The organism is Paraburkholderia sp. HD33-4 (assembly GCF_021390635.1).
Lineage (GTDB): Bacteria > Pseudomonadota > Gammaproteobacteria > Burkholderiales > Burkholderiaceae > Paraburkholderia.
Window position 1 is genome coordinate 133,489 of the sequence record NZ_JAJEJS010000004.1, and the last position, 26,914, is coordinate 160,402.

Here is a 26,914-nt window from a genome sequence, read left to right on the forward strand (position 1 = left end):
CGAGTGATCGGAGCGACGCGGTTTTGGCGTCGAACCATGTCGTCGGGGTGATCATTCCCACTCCGGTAAGAACCTGGGCATGGGCGCATCAGAACGACTCATACGACTGGATGGACTGGCATAGTCCGTTTCCTTCGACAGGCGCGTCGGAGTGAATCGCGCTACAGCTATCGCTGAAACGAAGCAACCGCCCGACTCCTTTCGCAGGCTATCCACGCGTCAGTCGGAGCCGTTGCTCCATCGCCGTAAGTGTATTATTTGATCATTAGTGATTGAATCATCAATGAAATTGATCTACGTCAAAACAGGTCAATGCCTCGCGAGTATCTTGCAAGAGTTGCATGCGTATCGGTGCGCGCGCACGGTCGAGCCCGCGAGCAGACATCGGGGCGGCCGCTGGCGCGGCCTCAATCAATGTCGGAAGGAGGATGGTGTCATGGATGCAGCCACGCAATTGGCCCGCAGTCAGGAAATTGCCGGGAATATCGCGCACGTGCTGGAAAAGCGCACGCAGAACGCTCTGGAGCAATACGGGAAACGGTTGCGCGCAGCCGTCGACGGCGACGCCGGCCGCGATCACAACCTGTTCGCAGCGCAACTCAATCCCCTGAGCGCATGGCATTACGCCGTCGACGTCGCGCAGCGCTCGCTCCTGTTCTGGGATACGATGCGCGAGCGCGGCACGCAATACGTCGAACGCACTGCGCAGGACCTCAAGCCCGCGCTCCATTTCGACTATGACGTCGTGCTCGACGCCAGGCATTTCGCGCGCCCTGTCAATTATGCGCTGCTGTACATCAAGCCGCCCGAAGGCGTGATCGTCGACGAAAAAAAACGGCCCTATCTGATCATCGATCCGCGCGCGGGTCACGGCCCGGGCATTGGCGGCTTCAAGGACGATTCGCAGGTCGGCGTCGCGCTGCGCGCGGGGCACCCCGTGTACTTTGTCGTGTTCTTCCAGAACCCCGAACCCGGCCAGACACTGCTGGACGTATGCGCCGCCGAACAGGAGTTCGTCAGGAAAGTGCGCTCGCTGCATCCCGACAGTCCGAAGCCGGCGATCATCGGCAACTGCCAGGGCGGCTGGGCCGCGATGATGTTGGCGAGTTCGTCGGCGGAAGACACTGGCCCCATCGTCATCAACGGCGCGCCCATGTCGTACTGGAGCGGCGCCTGGAGCGAAGGCGCAGGCGACAATCCGATGCGCTATGCAGGCGGGATACTGGGCGGCACGTGGCTCGCGTCGTTTTCTTCCGATCTCGGCAACGGCAAGTTCGACGGCGCATTTCTCGTGCAGAACTTCGAGTACCTGAACCCGGCCAACACGTTGTGGGACAAGTACTACCGCGTGTACGACAACATCGACACGGAGCCGCCGCGCTTCCTCGAGTTCGAGCGCTGGTGGGGCGGCTACTACCTGATGAACCGCGAAGAGATCGAATGGATCACGCGCAATCTGTTCATCGGTAACAGGCTCTGGTCGGGCGAAGTGCGCGGCGTGTCAGGCAAGGCGTTCGATCTGCGGGATATCCGCTCGCCGATCATCCTGTTCGCCTCGATGGGCGACAACATCACGCCGCCGCAGCAGGCGTTCAACTGGGTGGCCGACCTCTATGGCAGCACCGAGGAAATCAAGGCGCGCGGCCAGGTCATCATCGGACTGATGGACGAGGATGCCGGACATCTTGGCGTTTTCGTGTCGGGCAAGGTGGCGAAGAAAGAGCATGCGCAGATCGTCAACGTGCTCGAGGCAATCGAGACGCTCGCGCCGGGACTCTACGCGATGCTGATCGACGAGGTGAACGGCGCCGACGGGAAGGTCGTATACGAAGTGACATTTGTTGAACATCGTCTTGAGGAGATCGCGCAGCGTTTCAACCGGTTCAGGCGCGAGGACGAAAAGCCCTTCGAGGCCGTCGCCGAGCTTTCCGAATTCAACCAGCGCGCCTATGAACTGCTCGTGCAGCCCTACGTGCAGTGGACGTCGAACGAGACCACTGCGCGGTTCCTGCGCGATTTTCATCCGCTACGCTTCCAGCGCTGGGCATTTTCGGACCTGAATCCGTGGCTTGCCTGGCTGCGCCCGGCGGCCAACGCAGCCAAGGCCAACCGGCAGCATGCCGACGATATCGGGCCTTGGCGCAAGCTCGAACATCGCGGCTCGGAGATCATCAGCGCCTCGCTCGACTACTACAGGGCGATGCGCGATGCCAGCGCCGAGTCGTTGTTCTTCAGCGTCTACACCAACCCCTTCCTGCTCCATTTCGCGGACCGGCATCGCGATCGCGAGGCCACCGCATCCATGGTTACCAACCCGCGCGAACTGCCTTTCGTGAAGGAGGCGCTCGCATCGATTGGACAGGGCGGCTACGACGAAGCGGTCGCGCGCGCAGCTTTCCTGCTTGGGCGCAGCGGGGAGCCTTTGCCGCTCGCGCGGCTTGCGACACAACATGAACTGGTGGAAGCCTACGCCGGGTATCTGCCCAGCATGCCACCCGATCAGTGGCGGCGCATTCGCGGCGAACAGGAGCTCATCGCGACTTATGAGCCGCAGCAGGCCATCGCGACGCTTCCGGCGCTGCTCGTCAAACCCAAAGACCGCAAGCGTCTGCTGACGTTGCTTGACAGCCTGCTAGCCGATCCGCGCGTGCAAAGCGTGACGCCGACCGCACAGCAATGGGAGGCGTTGCAACGCATTCGCGCGGTGCTCGGCGCGCCCGCAACGCGGCCTGTTGCGGTGCTGGAGCATACGCCGTCGTGAGCGCGCCCGTCTTCTTTGAAATGGAACCATCGATGGAACCCAAACACGCGAAGTATCACCGGCTCATTGCCCATTGCCAGATGCTGGCGCCGATGCCCACGGCCGTCGCCCATCCATGCGACAGGAGCTCGCTGGAAGGCGCAGTGGAAGCGGCGCAAAAAGGTCTGATCGTGCCGATCCTCGTCGGGCCGCGCGCGCGCATCGAATCGGTTGCCGCAGAGTGCGAGCTTTCAATCAGCGATTATCAGATCGTCGACGCGCCGTTCAGTGAGGCTTCAGCAGCCGCGGCCGCGCAGCTGGTGCGCGAGGGCAAGGCTGAAGCGCTGATGAAAGGCAGCCTTCACACCGACGAGCTGATGGCCGCGGTAGTCCGGCGCGATGCGGGGTTGCGCACTGGTCGGCGCGTCAGCCACTGCTTCGTCATGGACGTGCCCGCACACGCGGACCCGCTGATCGTAACCGACGCCGCCGTGAACATCGCACCGACGCTGGAGGACAAGGCAGACATCCTGCAGAACGCGATCGACCTGGCGCACGCGCTCCAGTTTCCGGAGGTACGCGTGGCGATCCTTTCGGCAATGGAGACGGTTAACCCGAAAGTGCCTTCGACCATCGAAGCCGCCGCGCTGTGCAAGATGGTGGACCGGCGCCAGATCACGGGTGCACTCGTCGACGGCCCGCTCGCGCTCGATAACGCTATCGACCCCGATGCCGCGCGCATCAAGCAGATCAGTTCGCCTGTGGCCGGGCGGGCCAATGTTCTCAATGTGCCGGACCTCGAAGCGGGCAACATGCTCGCCAAGAGCCTGTCGTTTCTCGCGGGCGCCGACGCGGCAGGCATCGTGCTTGGCGCGCGCGTGCCGATTATCCTGACGAGCCGTGCGGATTCGCTCATTACGCGGCTCGCGTCGTGCGCGGTGGCGGCGCTCGTCGCCACCGCGCGGCGCGAAGCCGCAAAGATCGTCGGGTGACGCCATGGCAGATGTGATTCTGGTTCTGAATGCAGGCTCGTCGAGCATCAAGTTCTCCGCATTCGAAGAGCAGGGCGACGCGCTCGAAGTGGTCGCGCATGGCCAGGTCGACGGCCTGTACACGGCCACCGCGCGGTTCGAAGCCGTCGACCGCCACGGCGAGCACCATGCGAGAGAATGGAGCGACGGCGACGAGCGGGATCATCGCGAAGGACTTGAGCAGATTGGCGCGTTCCTGAGCGAGCACCGCGAAGGGCATAAGCTTGTCGCGGTCGGCCATCGCGTCGTGCACGGCGGCCAGAGCTTCAGCGGTCCGGTGCGAGTCACGCCCGCGATAGTGGACGAACTGGAGAAGCTTACGCCCCTCGCACCGCTGCACCAGCCGCACAACCTGACGCCCATACGCATCCTCGACGAACTGCAGCCGGATGTGCCCCAGGTGGCGTGCTTCGACACGGCTTTCCATCACACGCAGCCGGAGGTGGCCCAGGCGTTCGCGCTCCCCGTGTCGATCACCGGCCAGGGCGTGCGCCGCTACGGCTTTCATGGGCTGTCCTACGAGTACATCGCGAGTGTGTTGCCCAATGTCGCGCCGAAGGCGGCAAGCGGACGCACCGTCGTCGCGCACCTTGGCAATGGCGCGAGCATGTGTGCCCTCGTAGCGGGCAAAAGCATCGCGAGCACGATGGGCTTCACCGCCGTGGACGGACTGCCTATGGGCACGCGCTGCGGCAACCTGGACCCGGGCGTGGTGCTTTACCTGATGGAAGAACTCGGGATGGACGCGCGTGCAGTTGAGGATCTGCTCTATCGCCAATCGGGGCTGCTTGGCGTATCCGGCATATCGAGCGATATGAGGGCGCTGCTCGCGAGCGATGATCCTCGCGCCCGTTTCGCAATCGAGCTCTACGTGTACCGCATATCGCGCGAGCTCGGCTCGCTTGCCGCGGCCATGGACGGCATCGATGCCCTGGTTTTCACGGCCGGAATCGGCGAGCATGCGGCGGCGATTCGCGAGGGCGTGGTGCGCCGCGCGGCGTGGCTTGGCGCGGAGCTCGACGCCGGAGCGAACGGCAAGGGCGGGCCCCTCATCTCCGCAGCGTCGAGTCGGGTACCGGTATGGGTCATACCGACCAACGAAGAACTGATGATAGCGCGCCATACGCGCGAAGCCGTCGAATGAAGGAGGAACATCATGTCGCCTGAACGCGCCGAGCCAGCACGTCCGGTACTTGCCAATATGAAAGCGCTGATCACCGGCGTCGCCAACGAACACTCGATTGCATATGGTTGTGCGAAGGCGTTTCGCGAACTCGGCGCCGACCTGGCCATTACCTACGCCACGGAAAAAACAAAGCCGCATGTCGAGCCGTTGGCGAGCGAGCTGGAAGCACAGCTGTTCCTGCCGCTCGACGTCGGCAACGCGGCGCAGCTTGAGGCTGTATTCGAGGAGATCCGGCAGCGATGGGGACGGCTAGACATCCTGCTTCACTCGATCGCGTGGGCACCGAAAGACGACCTGCAAGGCGGCCTGCTGCAGTGCTCGGGCGAGGGCTTTGCACGCGCGATGGACATATCGTGTCATTCGTTCGTGCGCATGGCGGCGCTTGCCGCGCCGCTCATGGACCAGGGCGGCACGCTGCTCACGATGAGCTATTACGGTGCCAACAAGGTCGTGCCGAACTATAGCGTGATGGGGCCAGTGAAGGCCGCGCTCGAAGCCTGCGCGCGCTACCTCGCCTATGAGCTCGGACCGAAGGGCGTTCGCGTACATGCGGTCTCGCCGGGTCCGCTCAAGACGCGGGCGGCCTCCGGCCTCAAGGACTTCGACCTGCTCCTGAACGAGGCGGCCGCGCGCGCGCCGCTCGGCGAGCTGGTTGACATCATGGACGTCGGCTACACCTGTGCGTTTCTCGCCACTCCCTACGCGCGGCGGGTCTCCGGCGAAACGCTGTATGTCGACGGCGGCGTCAACATCATGGCCTGATTTGGCTTCTGAGAGGAAACACCATGGCTGAGCTTTTACTGGGTAATGTCGATGAAAGCGTCGCGGACGAGGAAATCAGTGAGTTCCTGCAGAGGTACGGATTCCCGTCGTTCGATTCGATCGAGCGCGTGCCCGCGGGAATCGGACGACCCATCGCGCTGCTCAGGTTCAACAATCTCTCTTCAGAGGCACTAAACCTGCTCCAGTCGAGGATTCACAACATGTTCTGGAAGGACCACACGATCACTGCGCACATCCTGCCGGATAGGGAAGGTTGAGTCGCGAAGAGGCGCCCATGAGCATTCTGGCCAGGCTGTTTCATCGCGAGGGCACGTCGGAGAGGCGCGCCCCGGATTCGGCACAGGTGCGTGAGGCCATCGAGCGCATTGCAAAACTGACGCCGCCGGCATTCGGCAACACGACTGGCTGGGCGAATCAGGGAACTCGAATGGCATCAGTCGTCCATTGGCTACTGACTGGAAAAATCACCGCTGACTCACAACAGACTTCCCGAGACTATCCATGCATAACGAATACTTTCACATCAGCAGCGAATCCGGCATCGCACATCTCCAGCTGAACCGGGCCGACCGGCTCAATACGATGGGGCCGCCCTTCTTCACAGGGTTGCGTAACGCCGTGCTGGCGCTCGATGATGCGGGCGACACCCGTGCCCTCGTTATCAGTTCCACCGGAAAGCATTTTTCGGCCGGCATGGCGCTCGACGTGTTCGCCGGCACGACGGATGGGTTTGACAACAGCAGTGCACGGGCCCGGTCGAGCTTCCAGCACGCGTTGACGAATCTGATGGATTGCCTGGATACGCTCGATCAGCTCCGGTTTCCCGTCATCTGCGCAATTCAGGGCGGCTGCATTGGCGCGGGCCTCGATCTCGCTGTCGCGTGCGACATTCGCACTTGTACGACCGATGCATTCTTCGCACTACAGGAAACCCAGATCGGCATGACGGCTGACCTCGGTGTGCTCCAGCGCCTGCCGAAGATCATTCCCGCCGGCGTGGCTCGCCAGATGGCCTACACCGGTGAGCGGTTGAGCGCCGAGCGTGCATTGGCAGTCGGCCTGGTGAATGCGGTGTTGCCCGATGCCGAGGCGCTGCTCCGACACGCGATGGAGCTGGCCCGAGCCATCGCGTCAAAGTCACCGCTGGCTGTTGCCGGGTGCAAGGCTGCGATCAACTTCGCGCGCGATCATAGTACGTCCGAATCTTTGCGACATATGGCCTTGCTGCAGAGCGCCATCTTCGACACCCAGGATATTGCCGAGGCAATTTCGGCCTGGCATGGAAAACGACAGGGACGCTTCGCCGCGCTACCCCCGCTGACAACCCGGAAGACGGACTCCGCCTGAGCGGGAACCCCCGCAGGCCAGTCGCGCGTGTGCTGATGCGCCGCCATCCCGCTCCGGAGATCACGACCTGACGAGGCGATCGATGCCCTGTTCCATTGAATCGACCATCCGCGACTGGCCCGGCAACGGCACGACGAAAGCGATCTTTGAATAGCATTTACACGGCTTCTCATCCTACCGGCAAATCAGCATGGCGCAAGGCATGGGGCTGTCGACCGTCGCGAAGAGCTCCAACGGCCTGATCGCCGAAGACGCGCTGCGGGAAGATCGATGCAACCCTCAAGGTTTTATTGCGGTAAGGCTTGCTGCAGGTGTCCGGCGTCGAGCGCGACTATGGCAGAGCTGCCGCGCATTTATGCCTGGAGAGGCGATTTCCTCAGGGTCGCGGCACGGTGTTCTGCGGCGCCGCAATGTGCGCACTGGCCGCCTGCAACCTGTCTGGACCTCCCGCGCAGGACGGCTTCGAGGTCGCCGCGGAACTGCGAGCGCAGCTCGGCCAGACCATTTAGCGAGGCGAGCAGAGTCTCCACCTGGTGCACCGTGCGAACGGCGTCCGTAAGCGCGACTGAGCGCACCCACCATTGCCGTCGAGCTGACGATGGGCATCGACGATCAGCGCGTCCAAGTCGCGCCGTGTAGTGGACGCTTCGTCCTGCACCCGACGTACCGCCTCGTCCGTCACGTACGCCACTGCCAATGGTAAAGAAGAGCCGAGCTACATCTACCCGATCTCGTCGGCAAGCCTGAGCATCGTGGTTGCAGACCTCCTGTAGCAGCCTTTACTTGCTCCGGAGAATTCGGGAGGCACGGTTCAGTCGACCAGGCTCGCGATGTATAGGTCAGGGCATCGTGAAGCGTTTGATTTATATCAATCAATTCAATTCGGTCATGTGACAACCTGCAAACCAAACCAGCGGAATGTGAGAGAGAAAGCAGCGCTCGCTGGGTACATGCCGGCGTTTGGCAGGCTCGTGGCGCCCGTCTCATACGATGTAGTCGGGTTGATCTGGTTCTACGTCGCTGTCGCCGGTCGCATAGGCGGACGCTTGGGGACGACGCGATTGCGAGAGGGTGCGCAGATGCGCGGGATAGGCGCATTTTCAGGGAGAGAAGCAATGTACGACACTCCGAAAGAAGCGAAGAACGGCGATTCGAAGCCCAAGGGCAAGCTCGGCAACAATACGTACCTGAAGGAGCTGCGCCGGCTCCACGGCGAATTGGTCAAGATGCAGGAATGGGTCGTGCATAGCGGCGCGAAGATCTGCATCGTGTTCGAGGGGCGCGACGGCGCGGGCAAGGGCGGCACAATCAAGGCGATCACCGAGCGCGTTAGCCCGCGCATTTTCCGGGTGATCGCGCTGCCCGCGCCCACCGACCGCGAAAAGAGCCAGATGTACATACAACGCTATGTTCCGCACCTGCCGGCGGCCGGCGAGGTTGTGATTTTCGACCGCAGCTGGTACAACCGCGCGGGCGTTGAGCGCGTGATGGGATTCTGCACAGAACGCGAAGTGCAGGAGTTCCTGTTTGCGACGCCGCTCGTCGAGCGGGCCGTCATTGATTCGGGTGTTATCCTGGTCAAGTACTGGCTGGAGGTGAGCCCCGAGGAGCAGACCCGGCGCCTCGAAGCCCGCATTCACGATGAGCGCAAGGTCTGGAAGCTCTCGCCGATGGACCTCGAATCATTTCGGCGCTGGTACGACTATTCGAAGGCGCGTGACGAAATGTTCGCGAAGACTGACACCGAACTTTCACCATGGTACATCGTACGCTCGGACGACAAAAAGCGTGCCCGACTGAGCATCATCAGCCACCTGCTTAGCAAGGTGCCTTACGAGAGCGTGCCGCGAGAACACGTGAAATTGCCGCGGCGGCAGAATCCGGGAGACTACCGCGAACCGGACTATCCGTACAGGTTCGTGCCCGTCGCCGCGCAGGCCAGCGAGGAACACGCCCGAAAATCGCCTGCGAAGCCAAAGGCCAAATCTGACCGCTAGATCTTTCCTCACCGGTCGGCTCGCCCCATGGGTTCGCAAGCGGACCCATGGGCCTGGCAAGGAAATGCGGGAGCATTTGTTCCGCCGTGTTGCACTCCGGCGTGCCTAAGACAATCTGAGCAATGCCGCATGGCATCCGGCGGGGAACGGGGATAGCCAAACACCGGTTGAACATGCCGATGACGCGCGCTCGGATGCGCTCCATGACACGTCTACGCGCGGGACTAAGGTCCAGTTGCGCTTGTGCGGGAATGACATGATGTAATCGGGAACGTAGGACGGGGTGGAGAGTGTGCTTCCACCGAACAATTCGAACTGCGATTCGAAGAACGGATTCGAGGAACGATCGGGATGTACCGGATCGAAGAACCCCGGCTTGGCGGGCTGCGTATCAAGGAATGGCGGCGCCGCGCGCACCTGGCGGTTGCGCTGCTGTTTATGGTGCTGCTGGGATCGACGCTGGGGATTGGGTTGCTCGACCATTCTGATGCGCCGTTGACCACAAAAATGTTTACGGCCTTCTGGGATGCGGTCAATCTTGTCACGACCTTGGGCGATTTCTCGGACTTCAATCCGGACCAGAAGGTATTCATGCTCGTCGCCATACTTGCAACGGTGGTAGTTGCCGGTTATGCGTTGCGCCAGTTGACCGGGATGCTGTCGGGCGACGACGTGATGGTTTTCTGGGAGAACAGGGCAATGGAGCGCAAGCTGGAAACGCTGACCAACCATGTCGCGGTCTGCCCGTTTGGTTCGGTCGGCCACCTGGTCGCCGCCCGTCTGCGAGATACGGGAGCGACCGTGCTCGTGCTGGAAACCGACGCAAAGCAGGCCGAAAAAGCGTCCGGACTGGGATACATGGTCATCCTGGGCGATCAGAATTCGTTCGACGACGTACTCGAGCGTGCCAGGCTGAGTACCGCGAGTGCACTGTTCGTGACCGGCCACGATCCGAACAGCAATCTGGAGATCACGCTGGTGGCGCACATGCTCAACCCGGGGCTCCAGATCGTGGTGTCAGGTGAAAGTGATCTGCGCAGAATGTTGCTCCAAAGGGCTGGCGCGTCGACCGTCATCGACCAGAACGACATCGTTGCGCAGGCCATGGTCGGGCAGACCAATGCGCAGCGGCCGAAACGAACATGAAGCGGGTGCTCGACAAGCGCGATCTGAGGGTGGTCCGCCGCCTGTCCTGGCGCGGTCACGCTTCACCGGCTGGCCTCATGGCGGGTAACGTACGGCATGGGCGCCCGACTGGTCGCGGTGACGTTTTGGACCTGCTCACTGCCCGTCAGGAAGGAAGTTTCACACAGGAGGCGACCTTACGAGTGGACACGCTGTGCAGCCCGTTGGCGGAGGCGAGCAGGCCGGATGTGGGCCCCTTCCCGGCGTCACAGACTATCTTTCGGGTGCGGGGCCTCGCAAGGCGTGCAAGAATCTTCGTAAGAAGTGTCCGCGCAACCTGCGCGGTAGCTGTCAGCCACCTGGCAACGGCCTGGACCCGGTCCATCTTGCTGGGAGTCGACGAGTGGCGACTGCCGAACCTGATCTCCGTTGCGTCAAAGGCACATGGTCCAGTATCCCCTCACGCGCTCCGGGGGACCCTCCGGGATCAGCGGATATCCCGGCAAGAGCGCCGTCTTCGACGAGGCCATCGCTACCTTTACGTTCGCATGCTCCGACCAGACCGAAGCGGAGCATGCGGCGCGCAAGCGCGCGAGCCCCAACGCAAGATGGAGGTCCGTTATCGGCGAGGCGGGATGAATCATAGTGTAAGAGGCTGCGCAGGCTACATGCCCGCTTGAAGAGGGCAACGCTCCCTCTGTCGACGATGCCACGGTCTCCTCCGGCGTCAGATTCGCAGACGCATCCGGTATCAGTGGAACGACCTGCGCACACCGTCTGGGGATTTGATGACAATAGGGAGTCCGCGTGATTATGGGACACGATTCATCAACACATTTCGCTGGCGGCTTTCGCATCCCGGTGCTTGAGTGGGTCCGCGACTATCAGAAGGAGTGGCTCAAGCCCGATATCATTGCCGGGGTGACCGCTGCGGCGGTCGTTCTTCCGAAGGCCCTGGCATACGCGACTGTCGCGGGGCTGCCCGTGCAGGTCGGGCTGTATACGGCCTTCCTTCCGATGGTGATCTATGCGTTCCTGGGATCGTCGCGGCCGCTCAGCGTGAGCACCAGCGCAACGATCGCCATCCTCGCCGCAGCGACCCTCGCCCGGGTGGTCCCCGATGGAGGGACGGCAGACCTGCTTAGAGCCTCTGCAACGCTGACGTTACTGGTCGGAGCCATCCTCGCGCTAGCCGCGCTCCTGCGGTTCGGATTCGTTGCCGACTTTATTTCCGATCCTGTGCTGACCGGATTTAAGGCCGGTGTCGCGGTCGTCATCGTGCTGGACCAGTTGCCGAAGCTGCTCGGCATTCACTTTCCCAAGGGGTCGTTTTTTCACAACGTGCTGGCCACGGTCATGGGTATTCCGCACGCGTCAGTGGCGACAGTCGTTGTGGGCGCGATTACGGTTGGCATTCTAGTGGCAATCGAGCATTTCTTTCCACGGGCCCCCGCGCCGCTAATCGCGGTAGCGTGCGGGATCGCCAGCGTGAGCCTGCTCGGCCTGCAGTTTCACGGGGTTGACATTGTCGGCCATGTGCCGACGGGCTTCCCTTCCGTCACCATGCCAGACCTGTCGCTTGTGGCGTCGCTTGGGCCAGCTGCCGCGGGCATTGCGCTAATGAGCTTTACCGAAACGATCGCGGCCGGGCGAGCGTTCGTTGAGAGCGGAGAACCTGCGCCACAGGCGAATCGGGAATTGCTGGCGATCGGTTTTGCCAATGTGGGAGGCGCGCTGCTGGGCTCCATGCCGGCGGGCGGAGGAACGACCCAGACCGCCGTGAACCGTCTTGTGGGCGCCCGCAGCCAGCTTGCCGAACTGGTCACGGCTGCCGTCACACTGGGCACGATGCTGCTGCTTGCGCCCTTCATCGGACTGATGCCGCACGCCACGCTGGCAGCGGTTGTTATCGTTTATTCGATCGGCCTGATCAAGCCCTCGGAATTTCGCGCGATTGTCGCTGTGCGGCGCACGGAGTTCGTGTGGGCGCTGGTTGCGGTCTGCGGCGTCGTGCTTTTCGGAACCCTGCCGGGCATCCTCGTCGCCATTGTCGTGTCGCTGCTGGCGCTCGCTCACCAGACGTCCGATCCACCGGTATATGTGCTGCGCCGCAAGCCTGGCACGAACGTGTTCCGCCCTGTATCCGCGGAGCACCCCGACGATGAGGCTTTTCCCGACCTCCTGTTGTTGAGGCCGGAAGGGCGCATTTTTTTTGCCAACGCCACGCATATCGGCGAGAAGATCCGTACGCTGATCGAGCAAACTCATCCCCGGATCGTCGTGCTCCATCTGCGCGCCGTATTTGACCTCGAGTACACGGCGCTCAAGATGCTGACGGAAGCGGAAAAGGAGCTGCGCAAGCAAGGCATAACGCTCTGGCTCGTGGGTCTCAACCCGGGCGTACTGGCAATGGTGCAGCGTTCACCGCTCGGCGAGACACTCGGGCGCGACCGGATGTTCTTCAATCTGGATCGGGCGGTCGCGGCATGGCAGGCGCAGCAAGCACCCGGGGCCGTGCGGGGATCGACGCCCTAAGTTCGCCATCTTGTGCTTCTCCCCACCGCGTAGGCGTTGTTCGGTCAAGCGTCAGTGAGCTCACCTGTTGTGACGCGCCGTCGATCAGCACGGTGCTGAACTCGATATCCTGCTATGGCGGCGCCGCGAAAGGCTGCGGCGAAGCGGTTTTTCAAGCGCGTGCTTGCCTCGTGTGCTGAGCGCCGCGCAAGATCCTGACCGACCAGCTACGCTGGCTGTCCGGGCGCGATAACCGAGATTCCCGCGCTGGCTAACGTCAAGCACGTCTTCGTCAAAGCCAGCGCGCGGACTTATAACCGTGCTGAAAACGGTCATCTGCCCACCCGCGAACGCGAGCGACGCATGCACGGCTTCCGCGATCCTGAATGCACACAGACTTTCTTATCGAGCTTCGGTTCTATATAGATAGTCCGTCCCGCTTTCCATGATCCGCAGCACTTCGCGCTCAAGTGACACTTTCAGCGCGCCTCCCTCTATCGCAAACGGCTCGCCGAACGCTTCCCCGCCTGGCACCGTTTCACTAAGGCCACCCAAGATCCGTCCGATTTTTGAACAAAGGTGTGTCGTCTTCGCTATTGCGTCGCGAACAATTCAACGTGAAAGCACCCCCGGCATACCATTTTGGAGCGCCGACGGATCATTCGCCGCGGTGATGGTGGTCGCGGTGCGGCTCGACCGCTGCAGAGCTTGAGGGGACACCTGATGTCGCGGCCCGATGGTCTTCGCATCGAACGGCTGGCGCATGACCATGACGCCGCACGGTCGATGAGCGATACATGCGTATCCCGAGCGACGGCGCGCGCTCGATCAGCGCCTTCTTGAAGGAATCGAGGCCGCTTGTCCGCCTCCGCCGTCATCGGTCCCTTCACGGACTGATCGATGAGCTCCTTTGGTATTGGCGGCAGCTCGGGCCGCGCGCAGACCCTGCTCTTGGTTTGCTTGGCATACATGCTTCTTTGGATACATGTTATGCCTTGAACACAAAATTTCTGACAGGCTCCGCGAGTGTCCTGTTGAGCCAAAGGGATGCCTGTCACGCACTTCTGAACCCGTTACCTGAGCCATTACTTCGCTCCGATGACGTCGTGGGTCCGTCCGGACCTCTTTCACGGTCTGCCCCGAAAGGATCCTTCTACGCGTCATATGTGGAAAGGACTCGATCCGCTCTGGCGTTCGCGTCCATTCTATTTGTTTGTCGATTGCGCCGTTCAATCGAGCTTCAGCACGATGCGGCCATCGACGCGACCATTCTTCAATTCGGCGAAAACATGATTGATATTGTCCAGCAGATCGAGATGGATCCGAGCGCGAACGCGGCCTTGCGCAGCGAATTCGAGGGATTCCTGCAAGTCCTTGCGAGTACCAACGATAGAACCTCGCACGGTAATGCCATTGAGCACGGTCGAGAAGATTGGTAGAGGGAAGTCACCCGGCGGCAGTCCATTGAGGGCGACAGTTCCGCCCCGGCGCACCATGCCAAGTGCCTGAGCGAAAGCGCTGCGCGATACCGCTGTGACGAGTACGCCATGCGTCCCACCGATTTCCTTCTGAATCGCCGCCGCAGCGTCGCATTGCGAAGCGTCGAACGTGAGCGTTGCGCCGAGTTCGCGGGCGAGAGCAAGCTTGTCGGCGGATATGTCGACCGCTGCCACGCGCAGGCCCATTGCAATCGCGTATTGAACCGCAACGTGACCCAGGCCCCCGATTCCTGAGATAGTGATCCATTGACCAGGCCGCGTGTCCGTCATGCGAATGCCTTTGTACACGGTCACGCCGGCGCAGAGGATCGGTGCGATATCTTCGAACGAAACGGACGAAGGCAGATGGCCAACGTAGTTAGGATCAGCCAGAACGTACTCGGCGTAAGCGCCGTTGACCGAGTAGCCGGTATTCTGCTGCTCATGGCACAGCGTTTCCCATCCTCCGAGGCAATGCTCGCAATGACCGCACGCGGTATACAGCCACGGCACGCCGACGCGATCGCCTTCCTTGACATGAGTGACGTTTTCGCCGACGGCGGCGACATAACCGACACCTTCGTGGCCGGGAATGAAGGGCAGTGTCGGCCTGATCGGCCAGTCGCCTTCAGCCGCGTGCAGATCCGTATGACACACCCCGGACGCCTTGATGTTGACGAGAATCTGTCCCCGCCCGGGTGTCGGGACGGGGACCCCTTCGATAGAGAGCGGAGCGCCGAATTCGTGAACGACGGCAGCTTTCATAAGTTGGACCATGATCTTTCTCCGAACGGTGAGTCCGTGGCGATCAGTATCTTCTTCACGGATACGGCGCAATTGACGTAGATCAACCAGCACCGATTTTTTTCCAAATCAGGCCGCACTGGTCGTGATGGCTTTGCCGGACCTCGGTCGAGCCATCGCTCGAAGTGGGGTGCGCGAAACGGCAACGCGCATGTCGGCGGCATGTTCGGCGCCGCGCGACCGTCGTAGACTGAAGCAATTCAGTCACTGCTCTGACATCTCGGATGGTCTCGGCGATTTCCGGTTCGAAGGTCTCGCCATGGGAAGTGGCCTGTACCCACTCGAAATCCGTCAGGCCCTCGGCAAAGCCTGGCGCTAATGCAATTGGGCGAAAGCATTTATCTGGGGGAAGTCAGCCTCGCCCGGTCGACCAACGGCGTCGAGGTCGCACGATCATGAGCACCGCAACGAAGCTGCTTTGTCTCAGACGGGCGTAATGAAATGGTCACCCCCACCCGTCGAGCAGGTTACGCTGGCGGGGTACCTTCCTGAGGGAGGCCATCATGCAAGACGTAACGCTGATTGGGATCGATCTGGGCAAGCACTCATTTCACCTGCACGGGCAGGACCGGCGTGGCAACATGGTGTTTCGCAGGAAAGTAACGCGCAGGCAGCTCATCGAATTCCTTGCTTCGTTTCATGCCTGTACCGTGGTGATGGAAGCGTGTGCGGGCGCACATCACATGGCCCGCAAGCTGGCCATGTCTGGACACGATGTCAAACTCATCTCACCGCAGTTCGTGCATCCCATTGTTAAAAGTAACAAGAACGATTTCGTGGACGCTGAGGCAATCTGCGAAGCGGCAACGCGACCCGCCATGCGGTTCGTCACACCGAAGACTGAATCACAGCAAACGCTTTCTGCCTTGCATCGGGTCCGTGAATCGCTCGTGCACGATCGCGTGAAGGTTATCAATCAGATTCACGGATTTCTGCTCGAATTTGGCATCAGCCTGCCGATCGGGCAGGCCGTGATCAGACGCCTGCCTGCCGTACTGGCAGAGCAACCGCTACCACCACGCCTAATTGCGGTCCTTGAACGTCTGCATGCCCACTTCAAGTACCTCAGTGAACAGATCGGTGAACTCGACAAGGACCTCGCACGGCAACTGGCCGATGACGATCTTGGCCAACGTCTACTGACGATTCCTGGGGTGGGTCCGGTCACGGCCAGTCTGCTGGCGGCCGAGATGGGAGACGGCAAGCAGTATGGGTGCAGCCGGGACTTTGCAGCGTCGATCGGCCTCGTACCACGTCAGTACAGTACCGGCGGGCGGCCCAATCTGCTCGGTATCAGCAAGTCAGTATGACTCCCGTGAGGCGAGGCTAGCCGCCGTGCGGATATAAGCGCGGGTTAGCATTGCTGCCAGAGCCGCATTGAGTGGCGACGGAACCGCCATTCAACGGTCTCGTTCCGGCACGGAGGCTAGCATGGAAGACGGTAACACGTTGTACGTGGGGTTGGATGTGCATAAGGATTCGATTACGGTTGCCTACTCGATCGGGATGGCCGAAGTGGAACTGTTCGGCAAGATCGGCACAATGCACATTGACGTTGACCGGCTCTGCAAAAAGCTGCAGTCGAAGGCGCGGCACATCCGTTTTGTCTATGAGGCTGGCCCTTGCGGCTACGGCCTGTACAGACGATTGTTGGATAAAGGTTTCGACTGCATGGTTTGCGCTCCATCGCTCATTCCACGCAAGCCGGGTGATCGCGTTAAGACAGATCGCCGCGACGCGATCAAGCTGGTACGCTCGCTGCGCGCTGGCGATCTGTCGGCCGTACATGTACCGACGGTTGAAGACGAAGCGTTTCGCGATCTGGCCCGCGCCTGGTCGGCTGCTAGGGAAGACCTGAAAGCAGCACGCTGCCGGCTCAAATCGTTTCTCCTCGCCCACGGCGTCCATTATCTCGGGCGGCCCAACTGGGGGCCGACGCACAGACGTTGGGTTAGTACATTCTCGTTTGACAGTGCCTGGCAGCAACTGGCGTTCAATGAACACCGGCGCACGATCGAGGACCGGCTCGCGCAATGCGAGCGGCTTGAGCAGGCATTACGCGAAGCCGTGATTAGCTGGCGGTTTTATCCGGTCGTACTTGCCTTGCAGGCCATGCGTGGGATCAACTTCACGTCGGCAATTGGTCTCGTGTCCGAACTTGGCGATCTGAGACGCTTCGAACATCCCCGACAACTGATGGCGTGGATTGGAGTAACGCCTTCTGAGCATTCCTCAGGTGGAAAAAGACGGCAGGGAAGCATTACCAAGACCGGCAACAGCTACGCACGTAAGCTGCTGGTTGAATCCGCATGGAGCTACCGGCATCCTGCACGTGTAAGCATCGACATCCAGCGCCGGCATGAAAGTCTACCCAAGCCAATAGTTGATCGTGCCTGGGACGCGCAGCTAAGGCTGTGCCGACGGTATCGCAAGCTCGTCACCAGAGGGAAAACCGCGCATGTCGCCATTATTGCTGTTGCCCGTGAGCTGGCCGGCTTCATCTGGGACGTCGGTCGACTGGGTATGTCGCTCGCTCTGCCGCCTGACGGGCAAGCGGTCTGAACGAAGGGGAGTACGGTAGAAAAATACAGATATCAAGAGTTTCCTGAAGGCGGCGCAGCCCGGTATTCGAGTAATCCGCGACCTCGTTTGGCAACGGCATAAGTCGACTTGCGTAGTAAGGAAGCGGCAGGCTCATGAGACGGACCTCTGTAATGCGGTAACCAACCCGCGAATATCAGCTTGATCCACCGTCGAGATTTACTGCTACGCCGCCCTCAGGAAATTTGCTCTAACCATGAAAGAGATCTTGAAAAATCGATCCCGATTGACACCGGGAAATGGAATGAACGCCTCCCACCTACCGTCGAAGCTACGAAGCGCGGTGGATTCTTGCGACGGTAACCGATCATCAATCGGAGGATGTTATGAAACTCACGCCAGTGGGAGTGGACATTGCCAAAAACATCTTTCAGGTGCACTGGATCGACCCGAATTCCGGTGAGATCGTCAGCAAACGTGTCAAGCGAGCAAAGTTCCTCGAGCATTTCGCAAACCGAGAACCTTGTTTGATCGGTATGGAGGCATGTGGCGGAGCGCACCACTGGGCGAGACAGCTTGCGAAGATGGGTCACCAGGTGAAGCTGATGGCGGCCAGATTCGTTAAAGCCTTCAATATCGGCAACAAAAGCGACCCGGCCGATGCGCGTGCCATCTGGCTTGCAGTGCAGCAGCCGGGGAAAGCGGTTTCCGTGAAGACCGAAGGTCAGCAGGCCGTGCTGGCGCTGCATCGCATGCGGCAACAACTAGTCAAGTTCCGCACAATGCAAGTGAACTGTCTGCGGGGTTTGCTCGCCGAATACGGCGAGGTGATGGGAAAAGGTCGCTGTGCGCTCGATAAGGCCATGCCAATGGTGCTGGCAACAGTCGCCGAGCGATTGCCGGCAGTACTGATCGACACACTCAGAGAGCAGTGGAACGGCTTGAACAAACTTGATGAACAGATTGCCACGATCGAGCGACGTTTGCGGGCGTGGATGAAAGAGGACAAGGCGAGCAAGAGCATTGCTGCCATACCCGGCGTAGGCCTGCTCACGGCGACCGCGGCGGTTGCGACCATGGGAGACCCAAAGTCGTTCAGATCAGGCCGCGAATTCGCGGCCTGGCTCGGCTTGGTACCCCGACAAACGGGCTCCGGCGGCAAGGTGGTCCTGCTGGGAATCAGCAAGAGGGGCGATACCTATCTGCGAACCCTTCTGATTCACGGCGCTCGCGGGGTGCTCTATAACTCGAAGGACCCAGGAGCGTGGGTCGAACGTCTCGGGAAGCGGCGACCGCCCAACGTAGTACTTGTAGCGTTGGCAAACAAGATGGCCCGGACAATCTGGGCGATACTTGCCCATGATCGGCCATACGAAGCGGGCTTCATGAGCGTGAAACCTGCGTGAACCGCGCCCCAGACCACACGGAGAGCGCCTCCACTATGGGAAGACAACTCGAACAGAAAGGTTGCGTTGGCAATTGAGTGTGATGACGAGCCAGGTTAGACCGTGACTTGCTAAACCTGCATATGACTCGGAGCGTCGAGCTCTTACGGGAAATGAGGGGCAAGTCAGCGGATTTCATCGGGGCCCGCAGCCTGTCAGGCTGCAACGAGGCCGAATATAAAGCCGCAGCCAAACCTAGGTGACGTCGGAGCACACAATAGCCTCGCAAAAGGGAGGTGTTCATATAAAAGTCATATCAGCGAGGGGACAAGAGTGTGCGCAGGTTGCTAGTCCAATGCGCGAGATCCTACATGATGCGACTGGAGCGACAAACCGGCCGCCTGGCCGAGTGGACTCGTGCCATGCTGATGCGACGTCATTCGAACGTCGTTGCCTGCGCGCTTGCGAACAAGCTTGCCCGCACCGCCTGGGCGCTCGCCGTTCACCACACGGAATTTGATCAGGGACTGGCCGCGATGCCGGCCTGAATGCAGTGCCAGGATTCTGCCATACCGAAGTCTGACCACCTGGTTTTGCGACCGTTGAAATTTGATGACGTGAACGGCACACCGGCCCGACAAACAACCTGTAACGTGACATGGCTTGCGAAGCCGCCGGCGTTTTTAGGATTGTCAGGCGCGACTCTCATCGTGGCGCGGAGAGCTATCTCCACAAGGACGCCGGATAGATTGAAGCAAGCCATCACCACTTCGAAAATCGAGGTTGCAAAAACGGGGGTGACCATAGATTGTCACGTTAAAGCGTTTGCGACGCAATAGCGAAGAGGACGCGCCTTTGCTCAGAAAGCGGACGGATCTCGGGTAATCTCAGTGAAGCGATGCCACACGTCGAAGCGTGCGGCGAGTTGTTTGCGATAGAGTGAGGCGCGCAGTAGATAGGCCCGCCAATCTTGGAGTCACCAATCACCGGCAAGCCCGGCAGCGGACGCAGCGCGATGTGCTTCGGCAATTCCTGCATCTTGGTCAGACACGCGAGTCCATTCTTGCCGTTGATGTTCAGGCGTACCGGTTCATTGCGGATTCGCGCGACCAGGGCACCGGCGCGAGGCTCACGAATCTCGAGGACATGTACCGACTTTTCCGCTGCCGCACGATCATGAATGGTTTTGTCGCAATAAGGAGTTGCGAGGAGCGGCGCTCCTTAGCAAATAGGATTCCTTATTTGGCAAGCGAGTAAAATTGGTTGGCAGGTGTCTGGTTCAGACCGTCGGTCTGCATTTGCCCCTTGGCGATCATATGCATCAACTCTATGCCTCCGAGCAGAATGCGAGCACATTGGAAATCCTTGAAGCCCATCATGGGTCGCGTCCGGCGTTCGACCGCCCGATGATCCTGGTCGGGTAGCCGTACCGCATTGCTGCGATACGGCCCCCTAAGAACCGTACGTGCGCCTTTAGGAGCATACGGCTCAAGCCTCTACAAAGGCATCTATCGACACCCGGTGGTGCAACTGCTTTTTCAGGCGTATTACGGATTTCTACGGCAACTGAGATGGTGCACTTGAAGGTTGCTTGCTGCATCCGTCCCGCCGTCGGTTCGCTTCACAATATGCGTGACATCCCAGCGGGTGTCCAATGTGAGGGGCTGCTGACAGTTGGAACACATGCCATCTTGCCTTAGCCATACACGGTACAGCTTACGGCGACCTCGCGCTGAGTTCAGCATCTTCTGGCCCGATCGGGATTCGAAGTACCGCGCCCATTGAGGATCGTGCGGATTGGCGCCCGCCTTGATCTTGACATGCCGTTTTATCGGCGTGTCCGAGGCCTTCAGCAAGGTGACCTCTCTTGTCGTGCCATCCTCTTCTTTTTCTGTGGCGGCAAATACCCAGTCCCGGAGACCCTTGGCCTTGAAGTATTTGATTTTTATCCATCGGGCGCCTTTGTTAGGGTGCCGTCTTGCCGCCCATCGCCATAGCATTGACCAGACCTCGTGATCGACCCGATTGAAGGCTTTCTTGGCGACTGCATGGCTGTGGTAATTCGCCCATCCTCGCAAAACAGGATTGAGCAGCCTTATCAGGTTCGCCTGTTTAGCCGTCTTGTTGGCCTTGATGATTTCACGGACTTTGTCAAGATGTGCTTTGACGTTCGCTTTCGACGGTTTCATCAAGAGCTTTCCGTTGTACTTGCGAATGTTCCATCCGAGGAAATCAAACCCGTCCTTGATGTGCGTTATCCTGGTCTTTTCTGGCGACAGGACCAGCCCGCGTTTCGCCAGAAATTCTGTTACTGCCGGCCTGACCTCATGTTCCAGCCACTCTTTCGAACGGCCGGTGATAATGAAATCGTCCGCGTAACGCACCATGTTCACTTTCAGTCCTCTCTGCCGGGCTCGCGGGAATCTCTCCGCGAGCATCGCTTCGAGGCCATCAAGCGTCATGTTGGCTGCCACCGGTGAGATGATTCCCCCTTGCGGGGTGCCGGCGTCAGTGGGGAAGAGTTCGTTTTGATACACGTAGCCCGCTTTGAGCCACTTCTTTAGGATCACCTTGTCCGTAGGGATATTGGCGACCATCCAGTCGTGGGAAATTTTGTCGAAACAGCCTTGGATGTCGGCCTCCAGCACCCATTCCGCACTCGCCTTTTTCGCCAGGGAGATGAAGCATTGTCCTCCCGCGTCAGCAGTTGAGCGTTCCGGCCTGAACCCATAAGAGTTCGGGTCGGCAGTGGTTTCTGCAACCGGCTCCAGAGCAAGCAGATGCAACGCCTGCATCGCCCTGCAGCGCATCACGGGTATGCCGAGCGGCCTCGTCTTGCCGTTTTTCTTCGGAATCAACACTCTCCGAAGCGGAAGGGGCGAGTATCCCCGCCTCTTCAACGACACAATCGCGTTGGCCTTTGCCGCCGGTGTTTTCCACGTTACCTTGTCCACACCGGGGGTATTCCTGCCTTTGTTTTCAGTCACCCGCTTCACGGCGAGTGCACGGCCGCTGAACGAGTGGGTCAGCAGCCATTGCAGGGCTTTCACCCTGTTATGGCGGCCGGCCTGTACCGCCTTCACCATACGCGACTGCAGCCTTCTTACCTGACGTTGAACATCGGCCCAATTGATGCCGTCCCACGTCACGCCAGAAGGTGCACGCGCCCGTGTTGCTGCACTCATTTGCTTTCCTTCCGTATAGATGGTTCTGCAAACTCTCTGGTGAGGAGAGACCACGAGGAAGTCTGCCCGCTTTCGCGTCGGGTGATGTTGCAACCCGTATCCCGTCCATTACAGCCGGGCATTCGCTTTTTCCCCAATCCTGTGCCCGCACCGCCATGGGCAGACCTCGCAGCCTGCTGTCCCCGAAGGGAGCGATACGGGATTTCCACGTTCCGCTTATGGAAGTACGCCGGGTTAGGTGCCTGCTCTGGGCCGGGAGGTATATGGGTCACGAACGCGTAATCGAAAGACGCTGTTCCCACCTCCGGTACCGTTTTGGTTCGAGCGTATTAGCCATTTCCGCTCGTTCAACATAACGACCCTATTGCAGATTCAAATGTTTTCACCATACCGACTATCTGGCACTCATCCGGCTTATGGCTGCCAGAAGGGTACGCCTCTCGCGATTGATACCCCGCACCTTACGGCGCTTCGTTACGTTGTCAGAGCCGCTCTTGATTCAGGCTCCTAGATTCACCGGGTGACACCGGTGGTTCACTCCTTCTATACGGCGAGAGGGGCGAACAACTTCTGTAAGCGACTTCGTGTCGCACTTCCACGATGTTGTTCAGGTACTTCGCCTGACGAACCTTGATGGGCTGCTCCCGGCCGGCGTTAATGCTCTCGAGCGCCGCCAGGTTGGCTCCGCTTTTGTCGATGGTTACCGTACCGGGCTCGCCGTTGTGCCTGATCGCCTTCTCGAAGTACCGGCGCGCCGCGACCTTGTCACGATGAGCGCGCAGCAGGAAATCTACCGTGGCGCCGTCCTTGTCCACGGCCCGGTACAAGTATCGCCCGTCCAGCGGATAATGCAGGCGTTTGAGCACCCGCCGGAGTGTCACGTTCAGACCTTCCTTCATCGCTCTCGCCGCTTCAGATTTTCATAGCTTCAGCATATCAGACTGTCTTGCTGCGACAGAACCGTTCAAGGTCAGGACCACATGAAGATGCAAATGAAGTTGATCATGGACGGCGATCACTGGCACAAAGAATAGGTGGGAGACTCCGGCTGAATTCAATGGACTACCGCAAAGAGACAGACATCGCATTCGGTCCGATCGAGGCGCACGCGCGGCGTCATCTGCGTATCGCGCCCATCGTCGGAACGTGGCTCCGACTCGCGCTGCGCGAGGTGCACGCAACACCCGGTAACCCCCTCCGCTGCGGTCGCTAGCTCACGGAACGACGCTCGGTCTCTCAGAACTGCGCAGTCTCTTGCCCTCTCTACAGTCTGTGACTTGGTCGTTCAGAACGGTCGGCGACTCAGCGATTCACGAACTGACAACGCCACACATCATAGCGGACCGCCTTATTGCAACAGAACCAGGTACTGTACTTCGTGGCCTTCGGTCCTAGCTGGAAATACCAATCTGCGACGACTTGAGGTGGTTATCGAGCGCCGCTATGGCCGCTGCGGTGTCGCCCATCCTGATTGCGTCCAATAACGCACGGTGCTCCGCCGCGATCCTGAGAATTCGTTCTTGATTCCAATATCTGCGGCGATAATCAGCACTCTTGAAAAGAGTTGATAAGACTCCGGAGAATGCTTGTAGCACGTGATTGCCGGACGCTTCAAGGAGCGAGAGATGGAAGGCTAGATCGTAAGAATCCGCGACCTCCGGGTGATCCACGTTCTCTAACATCTTTTCGATCGTTTCTTCGACTTTGTCTAATTGTGCTGGAGTAATTCTTCGCACCACCAAGGGTATTATTGCTCGTTCAATGACGGCCCGCGCTTCTTTGAATTCTGCAATGTCAAACTGAGCGACTTCGAATTGAAAGCGGATGTGGTCGCTGAGCGTGACAGAATCGAAATCGCGAATCACGGTGCCGCGCCTTGGAGCCCGATCAAGTATCCCGGCTTGGACCATCACTGCGAGCACTTGACGCACGTGGTGCCGCGAAACACCAAAGCGAGCCGCGAGTTCCGTCTCGGTCTCGATCTTGTCACCCGGTTTGAGCCCTGCGCCGATCAAATGCCTCTTCAACTTTGTAAGAAGATCGACGTCGTCCAAGGTGTCTTCCATACTTGTTTCCATCACGAAACCACGATAATTAGCCGGCAAAGCCCTTGCGTAGCTGATCCAACTGTATCTAAGCGTTGCTTGGGGCACTTGCTGGATTGGGTGAGGCTGCTTCTTCGTATAAGCGAATTGATCTTGCTGCAAGCCGGCTGGCCTGTGGTGCAGGTAGTCCAACTGATAGGCCAATCGGCCTGTTGACGCAAAATCATAGCTTACAGCGGATCGCGGGACCACACATAGTCGACTACAGGGTTAGTACTGAGTTGACGTACATTCCTGCATGTTCTAATTTGTCGCCAAATAACAGCTATTTGGCGACAAGAGGATTTTGCGATGAAAAACAAGCTGCTCGACCTGCTTTCCGACAAAACGCCCTTTGCGGGCATCACCCTGATGTGCGGTTCGACGCGGGTGACCGAAATCCTTGCGCGGTCGAATTTTGACTTCCTGATGGTCGATTTGCAGCACGGCGAGTTCAATAAAGCGTCGGCGACCGATAGCGTCCGCGCTATCGCAGCGACAGGCACAGTTCCATTGGGACGCGTTGCGGATAACGCACCGGGGGCGATCAATGATCTTTTGGACGCAGGGGTTTTGGGCGTTGTGGTGCCGATGATCAACTCCCGAGACGATGCGGAGAGGGCGGTACGTGCAGCGTTTTATGCGCCCGATGGCAAGCGCTCCAAAGGCGGTTCGGCCCCCATTATTTTTGGGGACGACTACGCCACACACGCGAACAATCAAATCTTGCTGGTTGTCATGATTGAAACTCAGGAGGCGGTGCAAAACGCGGCCGAAATTCTGGCAGTCCCCGGAGTGGGCATGTGCCTAATCGGGACCTCGGACCTTGCCTACGACATGGGATGTGAGCGCAATGGTCCTGAGATTAAACAGGCACTAGCAAAAGTCATCAATGCAGGGAGAAAGGCGAATGTACCCGTTGGTACCGCAATCGGCGAAGTCTCTGACATCGCCACGGTGGAAGAGCTTGCCCCGGCTTTCTATTTAATCAGCCATGATCAGGGCCTGCTCAAGAAAGCTGGCGGCGACCTCTCTGCTTCACTTCTCAAAGCAATGAAGCGAACCACTCAGAGCAAAGCGTGAGACCCACTCCCATGGATCGTGCATCTGAAGCCTTTGTCCTAGGGCTAGACCTGGGCTCGAGTTCGTGCAAAGTATGTGCCCTGGACGTGTCCGGGCGAATCCTTGGTACCGAAACCGAGTCTTACCCGACTGTTTTTCCCCAACCATCGTGGGCTGAACAGGACCCTTCTCATTGGATTGCGGCCCTCGGCAAAGCGTCGAAAAAGCTGGTCTCGAGCCTTGGGCTTATGGGAAAAAATGCAAGGGGCCTGGCGATCACGAGCGCGGCACACATCGCAGTATTGCTCGATTCAGAAAAGAAAGTATTGAGGAATGCGATTCTATGGAGCGATCAGCGTTCCGCCCGCGAGGCCAAAGAAATAGCGGACAACGCCGGTGACGAAGTCTTGCGTCTCTCGAACAATTGGCCAACGTCGACGTGGTCGCTGGCGCATCTCGCGTGGCTTCGGAAAAAAGAGCCACAGGTAATGCGCGAGACTCGCTATGTTCTTCTGTCAAAGGACTATATTGGCTTTCTGTTGACCGGAAGGATGGTCACTGATCCGTCGGCTGCGGTATCTGCGATGCTAATGGATGTCGATCACGGGACATGGTCAAAGCAGCTTTGTGATCTGATCGATCTTGACGTTTCCGTCCTTCCTGAGATTGTGCCGACCGGGGATGAGATTGGGACGATCACCAACTGGGGTGCGCAGATCCTTGGCATCTCGGAGAAAGCCCGTGTCTTCAACGGGTCGATGGATAGCACCGCAGAGACGTTTGCCGCAGGTGTCCGCACTTCCAGTCAGTTTGTTATCCGCTTGGCAAGTGCGGGCGGCATTCATGTAATTGCCGACCCGGCCCTAGCCAGGCGCAATCTGATCTCTTATCCGTACTGTGATGGACCCTTTTGGCTGTCACAAGCAGGCACAAATACTTGTGCGTCGGCCGTTGCGTGGGCGCGCAGATCGCTAACGTCAGAGAAGGAGATTCCCGATTTCAATGAATGGTCCGTTCTGGCTGCGAAGTCGTCACCTGGTTCCAGCGGCGTGATGTTTCATCCGTATCTCTCAGGTGAGCGCTGTCCGTATTGGGACGGTGAGTTGCGAGCCTCGTTTACCGGTCTTAGCCTGCACTCAACAAAAAGTGACATGGCCCGAGCCGTCTATGAAGGAACCGCCTATTCATTGCGCGATGCCGCGAGAGTGCTAGAGGCCGAAGGCGTGCATCTCGATGAGGTCAAGATCGTAGGGGGCGGCGCTCACAGCGATCTGTGGACACAAACCGTTGCCAACGTCTTTGACTGCCCAGTCACCCCTATATCTCACGCCGACTCCTCTGCTGGCGCTGCGCTTTATTCATTAGTCGGTTTGGGCTTGTTTGAAGGTTTCGCGGAGGTTCCTCACGATGTGTTGACTTCGAAGGTTGATACGCGGGTGTTGCCGAACGCGTCGCTCAAGTCGTTCTTCCAGGACGAGTTCGAGCGCTACCGTTTCGCGCAGCAGCACATTTCTGCTGTTGCCCACTTCATCCGACGACAGCCTTAATCAACGGCTCGTGTCCGTCCAAACTAGCTAGTGCCGTGAATAAAGCCGATACGTATGTTTGTCTCAAGCGGTCGAAATAGATGTTTCGTCGAAACAGTGGCTTAC

General features: G+C 59.4%; 16 protein-coding genes and 8 pseudogenes. 17 read left to right on the plus strand and 7 right to left on the minus strand.

What is annotated here, in order from left to right; translation table 11 throughout:
- Positions 1-436 precede the first annotated feature (436 nt).
- The 10 genes and pseudogenes from L0U84_RS42535 to L0U84_RS44135 form a co-directional block, all read left to right on the plus strand.
- Positions 437-2,761 (plus strand): DUF3141 domain-containing protein, encoded by a 2,325-nt coding sequence (locus L0U84_RS42535; RefSeq protein ID WP_233860108.1) that lies wholly within the window; start codon positions 437-439, stop codon positions 2,759-2,761.
- Positions 2,762-2,793: 32 nt separating this feature from the next.
- On the plus strand, positions 2,794-3,732 hold the full coding sequence (locus L0U84_RS42540; RefSeq protein WP_233860109.1) for a phosphate acetyltransferase: 939 nt from the start codon (positions 2,794-2,796) through the stop codon (positions 3,730-3,732).
- A gap of 4 nt (positions 3,733-3,736) precedes the next feature.
- A complete protein-coding gene (locus tag L0U84_RS42545) occupies positions 3,737-4,915 on the plus strand; it encodes an acetate/propionate family kinase (protein WP_233860110.1) in 1,179 nt (392 codons plus the stop codon).
- Between the two features lie 12 nt (positions 4,916-4,927).
- Complete coding sequence (fabI, locus tag L0U84_RS42550; protein WP_233860111.1) at positions 4,928-5,719, plus strand: enoyl-ACP reductase FabI; 792 nt, start codon at positions 4,928-4,930, stop codon at positions 5,717-5,719.
- A gap of 23 nt (positions 5,720-5,742) precedes the next feature.
- Complete coding sequence (locus L0U84_RS42555; RefSeq protein WP_233860112.1) at positions 5,743-5,997, plus strand: RNA-binding protein; 255 nt, start codon at positions 5,743-5,745, stop codon at positions 5,995-5,997.
- A gap of 244 nt (positions 5,998-6,241) precedes the next feature.
- Positions 6,242-7,087, plus strand: a complete 846-nt coding sequence (locus tag L0U84_RS42560; protein ID WP_233860114.1) for an enoyl-CoA hydratase-related protein — start codon at positions 6,242-6,244, stop codon at positions 7,085-7,087.
- Positions 7,088-8,202: 1,115 nt separating this feature from the next.
- Complete coding sequence (gene ppk2 / locus L0U84_RS42565; RefSeq protein WP_233860384.1) at positions 8,203-9,084, plus strand: polyphosphate kinase 2; 882 nt, start codon at positions 8,203-8,205, stop codon at positions 9,082-9,084.
- Between the two features lie 351 nt (positions 9,085-9,435).
- Positions 9,436-10,230, plus strand: a complete 795-nt coding sequence (locus L0U84_RS42570; protein WP_233860116.1) for a potassium channel family protein — start codon at positions 9,436-9,438, stop codon at positions 10,228-10,230.
- A gap of 792 nt (positions 10,231-11,022) precedes the next feature.
- The gene (locus L0U84_RS42575) at positions 11,023-12,744 is read left to right on the plus strand and encodes a SulP family inorganic anion transporter (protein ID WP_233860118.1); all 1,722 of its coding nucleotides are present in this window, start codon (positions 11,023-11,025) and stop codon (positions 12,742-12,744) included.
- A gap of 73 nt (positions 12,745-12,817) precedes the next feature.
- A pseudogene (locus L0U84_RS44135) lies at positions 12,818-13,296 on the plus strand (DDE-type integrase/transposase/recombinase); the annotation flags it as partial.
- Between the two features lie 656 nt (positions 13,297-13,952).
- Here L0U84_RS44135 and adhP read toward each other — a convergent pair.
- On the minus strand, positions 13,953-14,978 hold the full coding sequence (adhP, locus tag L0U84_RS42580; RefSeq protein ID WP_233860385.1) for an alcohol dehydrogenase AdhP: 1,026 nt from the start codon (positions 14,976-14,978) through the stop codon (positions 13,953-13,955).
- 530 nt (positions 14,979-15,508) lie between these two features.
- Here adhP and L0U84_RS42585 point away from each other — a divergent pair.
- The 4 genes and pseudogenes from L0U84_RS42585 to L0U84_RS42600 form a co-directional block, all read left to right on the plus strand.
- A pseudogene (locus L0U84_RS42585) lies at positions 15,509-16,306 on the plus strand (IS110 family transposase); the annotation flags it as partial.
- Between the two features lie 130 nt (positions 16,307-16,436).
- On the plus strand, positions 16,437-17,567 hold the full coding sequence (locus L0U84_RS42590) for an IS110 family transposase (RefSeq protein ID WP_233860120.1): 1,131 nt from the start codon (positions 16,437-16,439) through the stop codon (positions 17,565-17,567).
- 365 nt (positions 17,568-17,932) lie between these two features.
- Complete coding sequence (locus L0U84_RS42595) at positions 17,933-18,952, plus strand: IS110 family transposase (protein ID WP_233860122.1); 1,020 nt, start codon at positions 17,933-17,935, stop codon at positions 18,950-18,952.
- 296 nt (positions 18,953-19,248) lie between these two features.
- Positions 19,249-19,479, plus strand: a pseudogene (locus L0U84_RS42600) (IS110 family transposase); the annotation flags it as partial.
- Positions 19,480-19,790: 311 nt separating this feature from the next.
- On the opposite strand, the pseudogene L0U84_RS42605 reads toward L0U84_RS42600, so the two are convergent.
- Together L0U84_RS42605 and L0U84_RS42610 are read right to left on the minus strand one after the other, a co-directional pair.
- Positions 19,791-19,895, minus strand: a pseudogene (locus tag L0U84_RS42605) (IS6 family transposase); the annotation flags it as partial.
- A gap of 11 nt (positions 19,896-19,906) precedes the next feature.
- Positions 19,907-20,011: pseudogene (locus L0U84_RS42610) on the minus strand (2Fe-2S iron-sulfur cluster-binding protein); the annotation flags it as partial.
- Here L0U84_RS42610 and sdhB point away from each other — a divergent pair.
- Positions 20,006-20,113 (plus strand): annotated as a pseudogene (sdhB, locus tag L0U84_RS42615) (succinate dehydrogenase iron-sulfur subunit); the annotation flags it as partial. The pseudogenes L0U84_RS42610 and sdhB sit on opposite strands and share 6 nt — an antisense overlap.
- A gap of 56 nt (positions 20,114-20,169) precedes the next feature.
- On the opposite strand, the pseudogene L0U84_RS42620 reads toward sdhB, so the two are convergent.
- From L0U84_RS42620 to L0U84_RS42635, 4 genes and pseudogenes are all read right to left on the minus strand, one after another.
- Positions 20,170-20,376, minus strand: a pseudogene (locus L0U84_RS42620) (IS6 family transposase); the annotation flags it as partial.
- Positions 20,377-20,478: 102 nt separating this feature from the next.
- Positions 20,479-22,116 (minus strand): group II intron reverse transcriptase/maturase, encoded by a 1,638-nt coding sequence (ltrA, locus tag L0U84_RS42625; protein ID WP_233860124.1) that lies wholly within the window; start codon positions 22,114-22,116, stop codon positions 20,479-20,481.
- A 542-nt stretch (positions 22,117-22,658) separates the two neighbouring features.
- Positions 22,659-22,949 (minus strand): annotated as a pseudogene (locus tag L0U84_RS42630) (DDE-type integrase/transposase/recombinase); the annotation flags it as partial.
- 558 nt (positions 22,950-23,507) lie between these two features.
- On the minus strand, positions 23,508-24,182 hold the full coding sequence (locus L0U84_RS42635) for a FadR/GntR family transcriptional regulator (RefSeq protein ID WP_233860126.1): 675 nt from the start codon (positions 24,180-24,182) through the stop codon (positions 23,508-23,510).
- Between the two features lie 330 nt (positions 24,183-24,512).
- Between L0U84_RS42635 and L0U84_RS42640 the strand changes: the two genes are divergently transcribed.
- Together L0U84_RS42640 and L0U84_RS42645 are read left to right on the plus strand one after the other, a co-directional pair.
- A complete protein-coding gene (locus L0U84_RS42640; protein WP_233860128.1) occupies positions 24,513-25,283 on the plus strand; it encodes an HpcH/HpaI aldolase family protein in 771 nt (256 codons plus the stop codon).
- A gap of 11 nt (positions 25,284-25,294) precedes the next feature.
- Positions 25,295-26,809 (plus strand): xylulokinase, encoded by a 1,515-nt coding sequence (locus L0U84_RS42645; protein WP_233860130.1) that lies wholly within the window; start codon positions 25,295-25,297, stop codon positions 26,807-26,809.
- Positions 26,810-26,914: the final 105 nt, after the last annotated feature.

Bases quoted from the DNA above. Each gene is read 5' to 3' on its own strand.
- L0U84_RS42640 (WP_233860128.1), top strand. From the start codon at position 24,513: ATGAAAAACAAGCTGCTCGACCTGCTTTCCGACAAAACGCCCTTTGCG.
- L0U84_RS42555 (WP_233860112.1), top strand. From the start codon at position 5,743: ATGGCTGAGCTTTTACTGGGTAATGTCGATGAAAGCGTCGCGGACGAG.
- fabI (WP_233860111.1), top strand. From the start codon at position 4,928: ATGTCGCCTGAACGCGCCGAGCCAGCACGTCCGGTACTTGCCAATATG.
- L0U84_RS42560 (WP_233860114.1), top strand. From the start codon at position 6,242: ATGCATAACGAATACTTTCACATCAGCAGCGAATCCGGCATCGCACAT.
- ppk2 (WP_233860384.1), top strand. From the start codon at position 8,203: ATGTACGACACTCCGAAAGAAGCGAAGAACGGCGATTCGAAGCCCAAG.
- adhP (WP_233860385.1), bottom strand. From the start codon at position 14,978: ATGGTCCAACTTATGAAAGCTGCCGTCGTTCACGAATTCGGCGCTCCG.
- L0U84_RS42645 (WP_233860130.1), top strand. From the start codon at position 25,295: ATGGATCGTGCATCTGAAGCCTTTGTCCTAGGGCTAGACCTGGGCTCG.
- L0U84_RS42635 (WP_233860126.1), bottom strand. From the start codon at position 24,182: ATGGAAGACACCTTGGACGACGTCGATCTTCTTACAAAGTTGAAGAGG.
- L0U84_RS42570 (WP_233860116.1), top strand. From the start codon at position 9,436: ATGTACCGGATCGAAGAACCCCGGCTTGGCGGGCTGCGTATCAAGGAA.
- L0U84_RS42595 (WP_233860122.1), top strand. From the start codon at position 17,933: ATGAAACTCACGCCAGTGGGAGTGGACATTGCCAAAAACATCTTTCAG.
- L0U84_RS42545 (WP_233860110.1), top strand. From the start codon at position 3,737: ATGGCAGATGTGATTCTGGTTCTGAATGCAGGCTCGTCGAGCATCAAG.
- L0U84_RS42590 (WP_233860120.1), top strand. From the start codon at position 16,437: ATGGAAGACGGTAACACGTTGTACGTGGGGTTGGATGTGCATAAGGAT.
- L0U84_RS42540 (WP_233860109.1), top strand. From the start codon at position 2,794: ATGGAACCCAAACACGCGAAGTATCACCGGCTCATTGCCCATTGCCAG.
- ltrA (WP_233860124.1), bottom strand. From the start codon at position 22,116: ATGAGTGCAGCAACACGGGCGCGTGCACCTTCTGGCGTGACGTGGGAC.
- L0U84_RS42535 (WP_233860108.1), top strand. From the start codon at position 437: ATGGATGCAGCCACGCAATTGGCCCGCAGTCAGGAAATTGCCGGGAAT.
- L0U84_RS42575 (WP_233860118.1), top strand. From the start codon at position 11,023: ATGGGACACGATTCATCAACACATTTCGCTGGCGGCTTTCGCATCCCG.